Source organism: Psychrobacter sp. PAMC 21119 (assembly GCF_000247495.1).
Lineage (GTDB): Bacteria > Pseudomonadota > Gammaproteobacteria > Pseudomonadales > Moraxellaceae > Psychrobacter > Psychrobacter glaciei.
Genome location: NZ_AHVZ01000022.1, coordinates 36,877 through 53,216, shown reverse-complemented (window position 1 = coordinate 53,216; position 16,340 = coordinate 36,877). Strand labels below are relative to the sequence as shown.

The following is a 16,340-nucleotide window of genomic DNA, read 5'->3' as shown; positions in this document are numbered from 1 at the left end:
CATATCGTTTTGAAGTGAATCAACTGTAAGTTGCTTGTTTGCTAGTAACTGTAAGAAATTGCTCTAAAAGTTGCTCTAAAAAAAGCCACTCTAATTTTGATACATCAGTTTAATAAAAATAATGTTAAGTCTATTGAGAATGTCAAAGGAAAAAGTTTATGAGCCAGTTAAAAGCTGTAATTACCCGCTTAAGCCCAAGCTGTCGACAGTGTTTGCAGCAGGCAGCTAGGCTTTGTATCAATAACGGGCATTGTGAAGTTGATACTGTCCATCTGCTACATGAACTGATTGCGACGCCGCACAATGATGTGGCTCAAATACTGAAGTTCAATAAGATTGCTCAGCAGTCACTATTAGCAGACATCACAGACTTACTAGATACCTTTGGTCAAGCAACAGGCTCGACCCCTGTTTTTAGTCAGGATTTGATGGCGTTGCTAGAAGATGCGTGGGAGCTTGCCAGTAGCCAACATGGTCAGAGTGCTGATAATAGTAGCGCACTAGAAATCCGCTCTGGGCACATATTGCTCGTGCTGTTGGCATATGAGCGTTATCAGTCGATACTTAAAACCCTTCCTGAGCAGCTACAGTATATCGATCGTTTTACCTTAAAAGATGACTATGAGCGCCAGTGTCTCGGTAGTACCGAGGGTAGTGGAACAAGCAGTAATAAAAGTACCAATAATAAAGGCGTCAATAAGGGGGCTGATGGTGGTGCTGATAGTGAAGACAATGACATTAACAATCAAGAATCTTTAGACGCTAAGCAAACTGAAACTAAGCCAACCCCTGCGTTGGATAAATATACTTACGATTTGACCGCAAAGGCCAGTGCCGAGCAAATAGATCCAGTTATCGGCCGTGAGTTTGAGATTCATCAGCTGATCGATATTTTGATTCGTCGTCGCCAAAATAATCCTATTTTGACGGGTGAAGCAGGCGTGGGTAAAACAGCGGTGGTAGAAGGCTTGGCGCAAAAAATAGTTGCCGGTCAAGTGCCAGATCAGCTAAAAGACGTGACGATACGGAGTCTCGACATGGGCTTACTACAAGCAGGGGCGAGCGTCAAAGGTGAGTTTGAGAATCGTCTCAAGCAAGTCATCGAAGAAGTACAAGCCTCGCTACAGCCAATTATTTTGTTCATTGATGAGGCACATACCCTTATCGGTGCTGGTGGGCAGGCAGGTCAAAACGATGCAGCGAATTTACTGAAACCGGCGCTGGCTCGTGGTGAGCTGAGAACCATTGCTGCGACGACGTGGTCAGAGTACAAGAAATACTTTGAAAAAGACGCGGCATTATCGCGCCGCTTCCAAGTGGTCAAAGTCGATGAGCCTGATATTGAAACGGCAGTGGCGATGATTCGTGGGTTGAGTGCCAAGATGCAGGCGCATTTCGGTATTTTAATAGACGATGATGCGCTACAAGCGGCGGTTGAATTATCCGCACGTTATATCAGTGATCGACAACTACCTGATAAAGCGGTCAGCGTATTAGATACGGCAGCGGCACGGGTGAGTTTATCAAAGACAGCCATGCCCAATCAGCTAGATAGGCTACAAGCCAAAGGTGTGCAATTAGAGCAGCATATCAACAATCTCAGTCAACAGCTTGAGCGTATCGGCGGTGTGGATGAAAAAGAGAAAGTCAGCCAAAAAATAGCGGTACTTGATGAGCAGCGTCAGTCGAATCAACAAAGCATTATTGACATGACAGCTCGCTGGCAGGAGCAACGTCAGCTTAATGATCAGCTTGATGCAATTAATCAGCAATTGAATGGTAAGACAAGTGGCTCTGATACGCTCAGTGCAAAAGAGCGCTTAGACAAACAGTCTGAATATCAAAATATCGAGCAATCGCTAAAACAAATACAAGAAACACATCGCCTCATTCATCCTGTATTAGATAGACAAGTGATTAAACAGATTATCTCGGATTGGACAGGGATTCCACTCAACGATATGGCAGGCAATGAAAAAGACCATATCTTGAATTTGGCTGATACCTTACAAGCGCGTGTCATTGGGCAAGATCATTCTGTTGCCGCTATCGTTAAGCGGATTCATACTGCGAAAGCTAGGCTAGACGATCCCAATCGTCCACAAGGGGTGTTCATGCTCGTCGGGCCAAGTGGTGTGGGCAAGACGGAAACCGCATTGGCATTATCAGAGGTATTGTATGGTGGTGAGCGCAACCTTATTACCATCAATCTATCAGAGTATCAGGAAGCGCATAGTGTAGCCTCCTTAAAAGGCTCGCCGCCAGGTTATGTTGGCTATGGTGAAGGTGGTGTGTTGACCGAAGCGATTCGCCGTCGCCCTTATAGCGTGCTCTTGCTCGATGAAGTAGAAAAAGCCCATCCAGACGTATTGGATTTGTTTTATCAAGTCTTTGATAAAGGGGTGATGGAAGACAGCGAGGGGCGTTTGATTGACTTCAAAAACACCCTTATTTTATTGACTAGTAATGTTGGTTCGTCTGCGATTATGCAGGCATGCATCAATACTGATCCAGCCGTTACTGACTTTAGCCTGCCAGACAGTGATAGCCTAAAACAAGTTATTAATCCGCATTTGTATAAAGCCTTTAAACCCGCGTTTTTGGGTCGCTTAACGGTCATTCCTTATTATCCGTTAACGGATGACGCGCTCGCAGAAATCATTCGCCTGAAACTGGAAAAAATTACTGGCCGTATTCATGACAATTATGATGTGCCTTGTGTCATTGACGATGAAGTCATTGAGCTCATTTTATCGCGTTGTCATGAGGTCGACTCTGGTGCACGTAATGCCGATGCCATCATCAGTCATACCTTGCTACCACAGCTGGCGGGTCAGCTACTGGCCCATGATGACAGTCAAAGTGTGCTAAAGAAAATGACGGTATTCGTCGATGAGAATGACAATTTTGCCTATCGTCTCGATACTGATGCTGTTGTAGCGCTCAATCACATGGCGCAGTACAGTGAGGTTGAAGGTGACGTAAGTAAAGCGCCTAGCAAACAAGTTGCAGCTAAGAGGCCAGCTACCAAAAAATCTTCTACTAAAAAAGAGCCTGCTACTAAAGAGGCTGCCGTAAAAAAGCCATCAGTGAAAAAAACCATCAGTAAAAAATCTGTTAAGAAGGATTTATTATAATGAATATGGGTAATTCCTTACTAACCGATATTGACACCCTTATCGCGCCTATCGATGGCAGCCATCATGGGGTGGGTGAAGATCTCATCTTTGATCCACGTATCGATGCCATCGTTGCGGCTCGTCAAGAAGATGACCCATTACTGGCACAAGGCAACTGGGTCACTGAGCTAAAAGTCGCCGACTGGGACTTTGTCAAAGACCAATGTGCAGAGTTGCTCAGCGATACCAGTAAAGACATGAAGCTGGCACTGTGGTACGTCGATGCACTGAGTCACACCAATCATTTAGCAGGCATCAGTCATGGGCTGAGCGTACTGCAAGCATTTAATGACGAATATTGGCTCACCATGTATCCACCATTAGATGGTGAAGAAGATAGCATGGACATCAGAGCAGGGCTGCTGTCGTGGTTCGTCAAGGCGCTATCCGATGATATCAAGCAACTATCGCTGGCTGATACAAAGGCCGAGAGCTACAACTACAATTACTATCTAACCGCGCGTGATCATGACAAGCAGCGGCAGCAAAACCCTGACAGCGAAACATCTAACCAATTAACACTGAGTGACTATAACCACGCCATCAAAACCAGTAGTGAGACTTGGCAACAAGCACTGATGAGCAATCTTAATAAAGTCACTGAGCAGTGGCAGACACTGACCGATCAGCTCAATAATCTGATGGGTATGGATGCACCGGTCTTCGCACCAGTGACGGATTTATTGATTGCACTGACGCAGCATTTGCGACCGTTGATACCAGAATATTCCGATACCACTAGTAGTGTTTCTTCTCAAGAAAGCGTAGCCGATACTATGGACAGTATTGGTGAAAGTGCAATGTCGGATAGTAGTGGACAATCAGCCAGCACAAATAATATTAGCTCAACCAGTTTTAACCCCAGTAACCGTGATCATCAAAGCAACCGCCAGCAAGCGCTCAAACTACTGGCTCAAATTCAAGAGTATTTTGCCACCAATGAGCCGCACAGCCCAGTGACTTTTTTACTCGGTCGGGCGATTGAATGGGCCGACATGCCGCTGGATCAATGGCTCACTCATATCATCAAAAACGAAGATCAATTATCGATGCTGTCTGACATGATTGGTATTCAGCCCAAACGTGATTCCTCTGACGATGATCATTAAATTAAAGTTGGATTGATAGAACTGTTGGTTAAATTGCAATGCTTGCATTACTTTTTACTTTGTGATTTTGATCGCTAAACCTTTAGATAGAGAAGGGCTTGTCATGGTATGGACTCAAACAAAGCGGCATGTGCAACTTAGTAGTGCCCATCCTGATATTGCCACCAGTATTATTAAGCAAGCTGACTTGGTTGAGAGCTTGTTAGGTATGCCGTTACCTGACAGCGTTTGGGGTAAGCCCGCGCTGATGCCAGCGCCTGATGCCTACCCAAGCCCTTATCATCACGACCAACGCGCGCAGTCCTATCAGCAACGTCAGCTGGCACTCTATTGCGGCTACCGTATCAGTATTACGTTACTGCACCCACAAGCAGGACTGGATATACAACAATGGCTAGGGCAAAAACTAGCCATGCACTGGCACACGGGTGACGCCATACTACTCAGCCAAACCCGTCACGGTATCATCACCGAAGCCGTTGCTCTCGGTAGCAACAGTGGTATGGCCGCCTACCGTATTATCTGCGAACCTACGGTAAGCCAATTACGCCTTAACAGTCATAATCGCCGTCATCATCATCTAAGCCTAAGCGAGCTTATCAAAGATATTATTAGCCCATATGATATGGACATCGAGATTGACGAGCGCCTCAGTGATGACAGCAACTATCATATTCAGCACAGCGTACAGTATAATCAGACCGATCTTGCCTATTTAACCCAATACCTTGCCCTCTACGGCATCACAGGCTATCATCGTCATGAGAGCGACAAGCACACTCTAGTCTTACTACCACATGATAGCGAAGCATTGCGTCCTGACACAAATGACATTCAAAGCATCTTAAGCCAAAACCCCGCCAATCTTGCTGACAGACAAGACCGCATCACCGCCATTCGTCCCCGTATTGCCCAGCATATTCAGAAAAGCGATCTACATCGTTATGACAGTCGCTTGATGAGTACCTATACCGGCAGTAGCAGTAGCGAGCAACCTATCGACTCATCAAACAGCACGCATCAGCGCTTTTTGCACAGTCATAGTCGTTTTGATGATAAAGGTCTCGATAAGCTTGCCACCCGCTATCAGCAGCACGCACAGCAGCTTGCCAATCTAGGCAGCCTAACCGGCAACATCCGTCATCTGAATCTGCCAAGTAGCCACTATATCGATGGTAACCCTTATTTGACCGATCCGATCAGTCTCGTCTCTATTCATCAGCACATTAACAATCATATACCAGCAGACTGGTTCGGCGCTGCGCCCTTTGATCCCATTACCTTACAGCCCAATACGAACCATGCCAGTCATGACAATGATGACGACAATGACAACAACGTCCATCATATCACTGCCTGCTATCTACCATTTCCTCATCACCACCATATCCCATATGGCGCACAGCTGAGCGAGCTTGGACAACCGCATCCGAGTCTGACAGGTCTCATGAGTGCCAGTATTATTGATACAGATAGCAGCGCCATCACCCATGATCGCAACCACCGTGCCCATATCAGATATCACTGGCAGCAAGAAGAAGATGGGCAGGATAACAATAGTGACAGCGGTCATTGGATACCCATCGCCAGTCACCTCGTTGCCGACCATATGGGACAGACTCATCCTCTGCGTCATGGACAGCATGTCCTTATCGACTTTATCGGTGGTGACATCACCCATCCCATCATCATTGGCAGTACCCATAACGGGCAAGGCAATTCTGATGCTCAGCATAATAGCATCGTCAGTGACTCAGGTAGCCTTGATGCCACCAGTCCAGCTTGGTTCATCAATCAAAGCCATGCTCATCCTATTGATGGCATCAAAACTCAAAGTATCGACAGCAGCCGCACAGGGGATGCCACCAAAAACAGCCTTATTAACGGCTACAACCAGCTCATGTTTGACGCCCATCCAAACAGTCCACAGATTAACGTCTATAGCACCAGCTTCCAGTCCAGCCTAACCATTGGTCATCTGTATCAGCATAGCGACCACACTCGTGGGCAAGCACGAGGACAAGGCATCAGTTTAGAGACCCAAGCGGCCGCCAATGTGCAAGGTAGTACGGGTATTCATATCAGTAGCCAAGCATCAGACCCCTCATCAAATCCTCATATGAGTCATGACGGTCACGGTAAGTTACAAACCGCTGACCAACATCAGCAAGCCTACGCGCAGTTGGCTGACACCCATCAACCAGTGGGACTAGAGGATAGTAGTAATAACAAGCAAAGCAACAGTAAAGATGCGCAAACCCAATTTGCCCAATTTAGCAAAGACACTAACGACGCAACCTTAAGCGAGTCCGGACAATGGCAACAACCTAATCTGCTTATCGACTCTCAGCGTCATCTCGCTATACTCAGCGGACAACACAGTCAGCATACCAGTACCCAAAGCACGCATAGCCACGCAACTGACAGCACCCATCATCACAGCCAAACGCAGATGAACCAGTTGGTGGCAAGGGATGTGCATTACTACTCAAACAAAGCGCAAACCCATACTGCCGCTCATGGCGATGTGACGATACAAGCGCATCAGAACGAGATGCGACTTGACAGTGAGCAAGTACTACGCATCCATAGCCGAGACAGTATTGAGATTATCGCGCCTGATACGCTAACGCTAAAAGCAGCAGGTAGCGGTATCGAGATATCGGGTGGTAATGTGACTTTTATTACACCTGCTCGTGTGGGTTATAAGGCGAGTAAGGTGGATTGGGGTAGTGGGGGCGCGGAGGCTAGAAATCTAGTGATGAAGCAGATGCAGTTTGAAGCTTGTGAGAAGTTAGCAGATCAAGCTGAGGATAATCATGCCGCTACTACTGATTTATAGGTAAAGATAGCTTTCACTTAAACTTCATATACAAATATAAAAGTATGACAGTCTCATGATGAACCAAATGGAAAAACCACTGAGCGTAAGCTTACAGACTCAAAGCCTTGATTTTCGAGTACTTAGTACCTTTGATGTCATGATTGTTCATCATAACCAGACAGAGCTGATTGAAGAGATTAATTCTGCTTTCCCCGACGCTATATATTCATTACAACAAGAATTGCTTAGCTATCATATGATCGATAGTCCAGTCATGATCACGCTAAGCTCAGATATCAGTAATATCCTAGAACTACATTTGCAGCAGTGTGAGCTGCTATCTTGTCATCATGGCATACTCACTTTACTGGACTACACTCCGCCCAATATAAAAGCGAATAAAACTCGAATTAGTGCCGCAGAGTATCTACCACAGTTACCTGAATGGCAGCAGTCAGACACAACTGACGAAGATGAATGGTTACTAGGCACAGCACAACTAGCTAAAACATTAGGCCTTAACCAAATCATCCAAAAAGGTGGCAAGAAAAAACATCTACGCTACTTAGATGCGCAAGTGCTGATTCACCTCTTACCGTTACAACAGCACCACTATATCGCCAATCGCTATGGCTATCCCAAGCGGCTGTGGTTGGCATTAGGTAGTGACTGGCACAGTGTAGATAATATTCATCACTATATCCCTGACCATACGAATTATATCCAACATCAGTCAAGCTATTGTCCACTCACTCAGAACCAGTTAGATGACATTAGTATGCTCAATCGCTTCTTTGTGAAAAAGGGTATTGGTGGTTGTGATTTGATATTGAATCAATATGAGACATTAATTAGTTGGTTAGACAAAGCAAATACTCAACTGACCGCCGCCACGCATCTTACCAACCCTGTAGATCGTATGATGATGATGAACCGATGGCTGTATGAGTGCTATGAGCAGTCAGGTCTAGCAGAAATAGATAATTAAAAGATAAGGAGTAAGGTCATGGCAGAGAGATGTGAGCAGTGTTTGGCTGATGGAATTGCGATATTGCCTGTACGCTGGGGATACCGCTTTAAAGAAAAAGAATTAAAAATTGTATCGAGATTGCTTCGTGAAGGTTATGTCTACATTCTTGATAACAACGGAGAGTGGTATGGATATATTATTACTCAAGGTCGTTATTTAAAAAGTTTTACGGTGACTGGTATATCAGGTAAGCTTCCTTATTCAAATGAGCCTGACTTGCCATATGCAGACTCAACATGCTTGGCAGGGAGTAACTGTCAAGCATTAAACAGCTTTATCCGTATTCCCAATCCAAACAAAGATATTGACACATTATGGATCGCTTATAGCCCCGTTAAATGGACGAAAGCAGTCATTGAAAGACATCAAAATAATACTGATGGCGCTAAAACTAACAATATGATTGAAGTACCTGTATCTGTCACTCAGTCAAGTAGTAAATCATCTTTAGAACTTAGTGAATCACAAAATGGTGGAGGTTATAACTTATGGGAGTATGACCCAGATGGGGAAGGAAAAGATCCAATCACTCAGTATTATGCCACTGAATATTTAAATTATATCAATCCGTTCACTAAACAGCCTTATGCTCCAGATAAATCACATGAAGAAAAGAGTCTCACAACTGAATTATCGAAGATAGAAAGTAGTGACAATCGTGTTTTGAATGTTTATTTCAATGACGAAGTTGGTAAGCTGATTGATTTAAATGAAATGATGCTAAATATAGAGGATTACTATGATTCAAAATTATTAAAAAGTATGTTTACTGATTCATTTGATAAATTAAATCAGAAACAATTAGTTGCCAACACCATACTTGATATAGAAAAACAAATAAAAGCCAATGCACCACAATATGTTGCCAAGCAGAAATCGGAAGCTTTAAGAACCCCTACAGGAGCTAATGTAGCTTTATTCAGCTCTAGAGAGGATTTGATAAGAGGTTATTATAAAAAAAACTGGGAGAATGGATTTAAAGATTCAATAAGATATGAGGAAATGTTGAACTGGCTGTCTTTATATAGCTCAACCCAAGCTAGTAATGATAGAGATAGAAAAAAGCAATTAGCTATTCTAGTTGAAAGATATAAAAACATGTGGTTTTCAGAATATCTAAACAATGAAATGACCTATAATTTTGATAATACTGATGTTGATAGTTGTGCCAGCTATACGCTTACTGTACAAAATTTCGTTGGTTCAACAGCTAAGTACTCGGAAGTAGCTGAAAGTTATATGTATATGTTGTCACTATATTCGCTCTTAAAACCTTATAATTATTTAGGACGAGCCTGCTGTTTTAATAATGAAACTATGATTAGTGAGATAGAATCTATCTCTACTAGTGGAATTACTATTGACGGTATTGTCACCTTGTCGTGGTCTGCTGCTGCAGGTGAAATACTATCAAAGATAAAAAATCAATATCTAGAAAAGATAAAAAAGTCTGGTACTACTATTACCTTAGAAAATCTCATTTTTGATCCATATCTCTATATTCGTAAAAAGGGTGTTGAGAGAAAAGTAACTAGTACTTCATACCCTAACATACGGCTTGGACGCAGTGATTTATTGATGAGTATATTTACTAGAAGGCCTTTGTCTGTGGTTACTGTTGAGGGCAACATTAGAGATATTACTAAAGGTGTTTATGGACTATTGAAAACAGAGTTGAGCAAAAATGGAGGTAGTCAATTAAGTAACAATAAACTTAGAGATGCCGCTTCACAGTTTGTCGATCAAATGAAAAATGAAGGCATTGATATTGATAAAAATATATCTACTAAAGTGACCGCATTTGTGAGTATAGATGCTTTGACTAGTGCTAACGGTGCTAAGAGTTCAGCAGGTGTCGCAAAATCTATGATGACTGACCGAAGACTACAGTTTGAGGAGTTTAAAAGCTTCTATAAAAACCAAGCAGCTCAGTCAGGTGTTGGTAATTTTGGCGGTGTACTACAAGTATTGTCTTGTTTGAGTTTGTTCAAAGGCGTTGTAGAGTCTGCTGATACCGATGCAAAAGAGCCTTTACATAAGTTCGGTGGTAGTATAGCGATACTTGCAGGCGGTGTGGTACAGCATAGAGCTGATGTTGTTGGCTTAAGAAGAGAGCTTTATGGGGCAGTACCAACTGATAGCCCTCATAGACAGCTTAAATTGGCTAGAATGTTAGAAGGTACTGAAGTTGCGTACTCAAGTCTAAAAGCAGGTGCTAGGGGGCTCAATATAGGTGGGGCTGCCGTTTTTGCTTATTATGATTATCAAGCAGCTCAGGAGAATTATGCTAATGATGATGTCGTAATGGGAACACTATATTTAACGTCTGCTGGTTCGGGCGTTATATCAACTACTTTGCTCGTATTTGGCGTTAGTGGCTCATGGGTACCTATAGCTGGATGGGTCATTTTGGGTGTATCTATTGTCGCTGGTTTGGCTATCATGTGGTTCCAAAAAACACCACTAGAAAAATGGGTCAAGTATGGTACTTGGGGTATAGATTCTAATGAGTGGTCATTAGATTTTGAGAAGGCACAGCTGGAAAAAGCTTCTGAAGGCATAGAAATTGACATTAAGGACAACTAAAAATGAGTGGATTCGTTGTAGACATGGAAGGGCGGTTTCGACTGACAAAGAAACCGCCATTTTTGACCCCAGGTTATCAAGCGGTAGGGCAGAAGCTTGCAGACGTTAAAGGCATCCATGAGACAGTGCCTTTGGATAAATATAAAAACTATGATGTGCCATTGCACCCTCAACAAACGGTGGTACAGTTTAACTCGACTTATCTTGAGACTACAGGGCGCAATGAAAGACGACGTGGTGATGCGGTAGGATGGGGATTATGTTTAGGGTTTGTGGGGCTATCTGTGAGTAATGGTATCCTCTATCTGATTGTAAAATCCACAATAGATTTTGACATCGTATTTCTTAGTATTGGTCTTATTCTCGCTTTTTCTATGATTCTATTCTTCGCTCCATTAATCAATGTGCTTTCAACCGAGCTGTTTACCACATGGCATTATCCCATCCGCTTCAATCGCAAAACCCGTAAGGTCTATGTCCGTCAATATAACCGTAAAGTAGAAGTGTATAACTGGGACGACTTAACCTTTTTTATTGCTTATATTAATGAAGATAGAGACATCAGAGCGGTCACCTTTGATAAGGATGGTGAAACCGTGACAGGCATGTTTGCACTCGCCTTTCAAAACAATGTCTTTGATAAAAGTTTAACCAGTTATTTTGAGTTTATCCGTCGTTATATGGAAGGCGATGATCAGCAACTAAAAGCAGTCAAAGAAGCCGTACGCTACATCTACCCTATACATAAAAAACGTGAAACCCCGCTGATGTCATTTAAGCGTTTGATATTGAACGTAGTACACTACTCTCACGAAAATATGGAGTATCCAAAACGAACGTTTAGATTTTACCCAGTGACAATAGTTATTCTACCTTTATTAGCTCTGCGTTATGTGGGCCGTGTGATCTCAATGCTGACCAGTTACCGTCATCGTTTTAGCAAAGCTATTGAAGCGGAATGTCAGATTGACCCCAATGATCCTTATGATTTGAATAAACATATACCAGCAGGCAATCTTGAACAGCGCAATCATCCTATTTGGAAGACAGTGGTTTACAGCCTAGGTATTATTATTGCTACTATTGTCATGCTGTTTGTAGGCGCGTTTATTATAGACATGATGGGTTCAATGAGACCACATGGCGATTATCCGAGTATGGTCGGTAAGCTTTGGTATGTGGTTAGCTTAGAGTGGTTATTTTAATAAATCATTGGTTACCTTTTTTATTGATGTGGGAAATATCTTAGATAAAAATAAGAAGGCTGTAAATGCAATTACGCGATGACTTTGCAAAGAATATCAGTGAGCTTAACGATCCACTTGAGCGTCCTTACAGAAAAAATATAGATCATAAGCTGTTTGAAAAAATAGAAGACGTTGAACATCTTAACAAAGAAATTCATGATGTTAATCCTGATTATCTGACCTTCTTGCCAGCATATTTTTGGATGTTTTATTTTGCTATTGGGTGGGTTTATTTTTCTTCATTCTGGTTAGGTAATTATTTTCTTCAAGATATTGGAGAGGTTGTCTTTATAGATGGTGAATTTAGTATTTTTGATATAGTATTCAGCTTCTTATGGATTGTTGTATTTGGTACGCCACTAATTTTATTTCTCTATCAACTTATTAGAAAACACTTCATTCGCACCCAGTATTATTTTTTAAAAAAAGAACAGAAAATAGCTTATTATTACCGCCCACTGATGAAGTTTAGACAGCCTTATGAGCTTAAAGTAGTCGACTATAAAAACGTACATCCAGACTTGCATCTGGACAAATATAATCAAGCTTACACACCACTCAATCTCTACGTCGCTGATCCTGAGACAGGAGACATTACCCATCATTTAAAGCTTGAGGATTATAGAGTCAACCCACGAGTGCAATGGGCGTTTATTCGCACCTATATGGAAAGCCCTGCTGATGAGCTGCCAATAGACAACGAACTCTGCCAAGCATACCCTGCGGATACCAGTCAATCACTTTTTGCTTGCGCTGATATTATTTATCGCAAAAACGGTATACTGCCGAGTGATCATTCTGGCGGTGGTCAGATCATGGTCTTTATAATAGGCTCAATAATAGCTTTAGGTAATCTATTTCAGGCTAATCATTACCAATGTACTAAGCGAGCCATCTTACATCCTGACGTTCAAAAGCTACTTACATGGGACGGTCAAGACAACCCTTATCCTATTCAGCCCATAACTGATGAAGCCAAATTAGCCTTTGACGGTAGAAATTGGGAAGTTAATGTCAGATGGGTATGTATAATACTTATTAACATGGGTTTATTTGTATGGGCGGTGGTGGCTTATAATAGTTAGCCAGTAGTTATCTACGATAGCCCCTAATTTGAAGAATAAATAAGATAAGTAGAGGGTTTGTTTAGAATACTCATGAGATTAATACTGATTTTAAGTAATGGACTCAAATTATAATTTAACAATTTCAAAACCAATACAGCATTGTTTGTATGAATTTTTACTGATTCTGCCATGCAAACAGAAGGCAATAAAACTTACTGCTGGTAGCATATGAGATGTAAAGAAGAGTGGTTCTAAAAAAATATAGATGAAATTCTTACTGCAGACCATCTAGGGAGTGGGATTTTAAAGAAGATATTTAGTTTAATGAGAGAAGTAATATAATAAGAAAAAGGCTTCCAATTGCTTGGAAGCCTTTTAATATAATGGTACCCGGAGCCGGACTTGAACCGGCACGCTATTGCTAGCGAGGGATTTTAAATCCCTTGTGTCTACCAATTTCACCACCCGGGCAAAACTTGTTTTATCTTTAACGTAAACTAGCTGATAGACCATCTAGTTACTAGATAAGTGGTCGCTATTATAATCGGTTGTGATAATAATGCAAGCCAAAATTAACGTAAAGTTAATAAATAATTGGAGGCTGGAGTCGGAATCGAACCGGCGTTAACGGAGTTGCAGTCCGCTGCATGACCACTCTGCCATCCAGCCAATCAAGGTCGCCTATATTAGCAAAAATATAGTAAATTACAAGTCATTTTTTAGTTAAAAGCAGGTTATTTATTATCTTGTCTATATTTAGCCCCAATTTAGGAGCGTTTATACTGTTAATAGGCTTTTTCAAGCCGTCAGTAAACTAGCGTGTAATAATGATTGTTTAAAATATAATGCGCTAAACAATATCCCTATTGTCACGTTTGGCCTTTTTGATATCGCGATAGGTGGCGGTGCAAATCAGTACCAGTACCCCAAGAGTAATGGCGGGCCAAATTAAAATATATAAGCCGTAGATAAAAACGTTGTCCATGATATCTCCTTATAATATTTCTTAAGTAAGTAGCGATTAGCCATATACTGCTAACTAATCACTATTCGGATAAAACGATTTTGATTTAAGATTTAGGTGATGAGGGTATTTCAGTTTTTTTATCGTAATTGTCTACGCGCTGCTTAATCAACTCAAAGTCGAAATGCTCATCGCCCATGAGACTGACGATCACACAAACGATAGTACTGGCACCGTAAGCCGTCAGTGAAGCGAGTAAAATCATGTACTGGCGTAGGAACCCAGTGGCAAAGATTAACATCAGCACCAGCGTAATAGCAGCAGCGCTCATGCCGATCTTACGACCTAAGAAACCAAATACCATCAGACCGATGACAACTGCACCACCAACGCTGGCTAAGATTTCAAAAAATAGGGCGGTGATGCCAACGATGGGTATCAACTCAAAACGCGCCACACAGAATAATAGGAGCCCGACAATCACTGCTGAAGTAAAGGCGGCATTAGTGACACGATTCCAGAATACACTGGCGATAACAGGGAAAACAATCGCACCCCACAAGGCACCAACGAATACCAGCATTACTAGAATATCAAGCTTGAAGCTAGCAAAGATAAGTCCCGCTGCCGTCGCGACAATCATCGTGCCACGACCGACGAGCATCATGGTTTTAGGTTTAACATGACCTTTTTTGGCGATATTTTTACCGTAGACATCGGCCATCATAATGGTTGATAGCGCCGATAAATCCGAGTCAGCTGTGGAAGATAACGAGCCAATGACCAGAATAAAGAATAATGCGATGAAGACGGGATGCAGATAAGTGCTGACCATTTGCGGGATCAGGTTGTTCATATTGCCATCGAGTGGTTCGATACCAATGGTCAAGGCCATCAAGCCAATCATACCAAGCCCAATGACGATACCCGCATAGCCAACTGTGGCGGTAATAAATGTCGCCTTAATCTTGGTTTTATCAATCGCAAATAAGCGCTGAGTAATGGTCTGGTTACCGATAGCATAGGCCAATACCGCGACAAAATACGGTGCCCCTTGCTGAAAGAATGCCTCAGAAGAAAAGAAATCCTGCTGCTCTAAGGTCAAGTTCGATAGTCCGCTGACCATCACTGCAGGACCTCCCATGGAGAATAGCACCGCTGGAATGATGATGACACCAATCGCCATCAAAGCGACCAATTGGGCAAAATCAGTAAAGACTGAGGCACGAAACCCTGAGGTTAAGGTATAGCTCAATACCCCAACACCCGCGATAATCACCCCTGTCTGGAACGATAATGGTGACAATACTGACACCAATGCACCAGCAGCGGTAAAGTTGACCATCAAGCTAATTAAGCTGCCCATAAGGTTGGATATGGCTAAAATTAATTGGCTTGATGAGCCGTGGCGGGCGTGGATAAGCTCACCTAAAGTGTGACCGTTGGGAGCAAGCTCTCGAAAGCGCATGCCAAAAGGGTAGATGAACAAAATCATCAATGCACCCCAAAAGCCGTAATGTATCGGCCCTGATACGCCATATTTATAGCCAGAGGTGGCGGCAGCGTAAAATGAGGCCGCCCAAATCCAGGTCGCGGTCATACTTGCCGCGCCCATCCCAAAGCCCACATTGTGACCTGCGACCATAAAGCCGGACGTTGTCTCTTTGTCTTTTTTAATTAATAAAGACAGCAGATATGTACCACCATAAAACGCCACCAATAATAAAATAATGGTGAGCGCCGAAAATTGAAACAATGACTCAGTTTTCAAACTCATACCTCGCAATTGTTTTAAGTAAATAAGGTTTAGTAAAATTATCTATTCCAAACTATTTAGCATACGACATAGTCTAAAAAGCCCTCATACCAAATGTATGTGGCTAATATAAATAGCAAAATAGCAAAATAGCAACTGTAATGTTAAGCAAGTGCTAAGCGTCGTGCCCTAGTTTTGATGTCACACATCGTGTTAAATCAAAATGATAGGGGCTACTCTCGATAGGCGTCAGTTAATGGATAAACCATGACGCTATGAATAGGCATACACAAAGGTAGCTGAGTGCTAAAAAAAGCTCATATGATGAGCGTCTATAGCGGAATTACGAATAAGCACTAAGCCATGATTACATGACCTGAGCTCGATTTAGACAGCCTTATCAGCTGTAATAAGCAATAGTTAAGAGATTTTTACTCAACTATCGCATTGATGCATCACCTGTAATTTAAATACCAAATCCAATACTGTGTGAATAATCAGCACAATGAACTTAGCATTAATAAATAAAACTACAGGTCTGTTAAGTGTATGTAACATGTTCGTGAGGGTAGGGTAAC

At 42.3% G+C, this 16,340-nt stretch carries 9 protein-coding genes and 2 tRNA genes; 7 read left to right on the top strand and 4 right to left on the bottom strand.

Translation table 11 applies throughout. From position 1 onward, the window contains the following. Positions 1-158 precede the first annotated feature (158 nt). From tssH to RH96_RS08815, 7 genes are all read left to right on the top strand, one after another. Positions 159-3,137 (top strand): type VI secretion system ATPase TssH, encoded by a 2,979-nt coding sequence (tssH, locus tag RH96_RS08845; RefSeq protein WP_010199967.1) that lies wholly within the window; start codon positions 159-161, stop codon positions 3,135-3,137. Continuing rightward, a complete protein-coding gene (gene tssA / locus RH96_RS08840; protein WP_010199965.1) occupies positions 3,137-4,288 on the top strand; it encodes a type VI secretion system protein TssA in 1,152 nt (383 codons plus the stop codon). Before tssH ends, tssA begins: the two co-directional genes overlap by 1 nt. Positions 4,289-4,391: 103 nt before the next feature. Further along, on the top strand, positions 4,392-7,130 hold the full coding sequence (locus RH96_RS08835; RefSeq protein WP_010199963.1) for a contractile injection system protein, VgrG/Pvc8 family: 2,739 nt from the start codon (positions 4,392-4,394) through the stop codon (positions 7,128-7,130). Between the two features lie 55 nt (positions 7,131-7,185). Next, the gene (locus RH96_RS08830; RefSeq protein ID WP_010199957.1) at positions 7,186-8,100 is read left to right on the top strand and encodes a hypothetical protein; all 915 of its coding nucleotides are present in this window, start codon (positions 7,186-7,188) and stop codon (positions 8,098-8,100) included. An 18-nt stretch (positions 8,101-8,118) separates the two neighbouring features. Further along, positions 8,119-10,728 (top strand): T6SS effector BTH_I2691 family protein, encoded by a 2,610-nt coding sequence (locus RH96_RS08825; RefSeq protein WP_010199955.1) that lies wholly within the window; start codon positions 8,119-8,121, stop codon positions 10,726-10,728. Positions 10,729-10,730: 2 nt separating this feature from the next. Then, a complete protein-coding gene (locus RH96_RS08820) occupies positions 10,731-11,933 on the top strand; it encodes a DUF6708 domain-containing protein (protein WP_010199952.1) in 1,203 nt (400 codons plus the stop codon). A gap of 65 nt (positions 11,934-11,998) precedes the next feature. Continuing rightward, a complete protein-coding gene (locus RH96_RS08815) occupies positions 11,999-13,060 on the top strand; it encodes a hypothetical protein (protein ID WP_010199943.1) in 1,062 nt (353 codons plus the stop codon). A 366-nt stretch (positions 13,061-13,426) separates the two neighbouring features. Here the strand turns inward: RH96_RS08815 and RH96_RS08810 are convergent. The 4 genes from RH96_RS08810 to RH96_RS08800 form a co-directional block, all read right to left on the bottom strand. Further along, a tRNA-Leu gene (locus RH96_RS08810) sits at positions 13,427-13,513 on the bottom strand. 124 nt (positions 13,514-13,637) lie between these two features. Further along, positions 13,638-13,711: transfer RNA gene (locus RH96_RS08805), tRNA-Cys, on the bottom strand. Between the two features lie 181 nt (positions 13,712-13,892). Beyond that, a complete protein-coding gene (locus RH96_RS15230) occupies positions 13,893-14,027 on the bottom strand; it encodes a putative transporter small subunit (protein WP_210539970.1) in 135 nt (44 codons plus the stop codon). Positions 14,028-14,112: 85 nt separating this feature from the next. Then, positions 14,113-15,783, bottom strand: a complete 1,671-nt coding sequence (locus RH96_RS08800; RefSeq protein ID WP_010199941.1) for a sodium:solute symporter family protein — start codon at positions 15,781-15,783, stop codon at positions 14,113-14,115. Positions 15,784-16,340: the final 557 nt, after the last annotated feature.

Bases quoted from the DNA above. Each gene is read 5' to 3' on its own strand.
- RH96_RS08815 (WP_010199943.1), top strand. From the start codon at position 11,999: ATGCAATTACGCGATGACTTTGCAAAGAATATCAGTGAGCTTAACGAT.
- tssH (WP_010199967.1), top strand. From the start codon at position 159: ATGAGCCAGTTAAAAGCTGTAATTACCCGCTTAAGCCCAAGCTGTCGA.
- RH96_RS08820 (WP_010199952.1), top strand. From the start codon at position 10,731: ATGAGTGGATTCGTTGTAGACATGGAAGGGCGGTTTCGACTGACAAAG.
- RH96_RS08835 (WP_010199963.1), top strand. From the start codon at position 4,392: ATGGTATGGACTCAAACAAAGCGGCATGTGCAACTTAGTAGTGCCCAT.
- RH96_RS08825 (WP_010199955.1), top strand. From the start codon at position 8,119: ATGGCAGAGAGATGTGAGCAGTGTTTGGCTGATGGAATTGCGATATTG.
- RH96_RS08830 (WP_010199957.1), top strand. From the start codon at position 7,186: ATGATGAACCAAATGGAAAAACCACTGAGCGTAAGCTTACAGACTCAA.
- RH96_RS15230 (WP_210539970.1), bottom strand. From the start codon at position 14,027: ATGGACAACGTTTTTATCTACGGCTTATATATTTTAATTTGGCCCGCC.
- tssA (WP_010199965.1), top strand. From the start codon at position 3,137: ATGAATATGGGTAATTCCTTACTAACCGATATTGACACCCTTATCGCG.
- RH96_RS08800 (WP_010199941.1), bottom strand. From the start codon at position 15,783: ATGAGTTTGAAAACTGAGTCATTGTTTCAATTTTCGGCGCTCACCATT.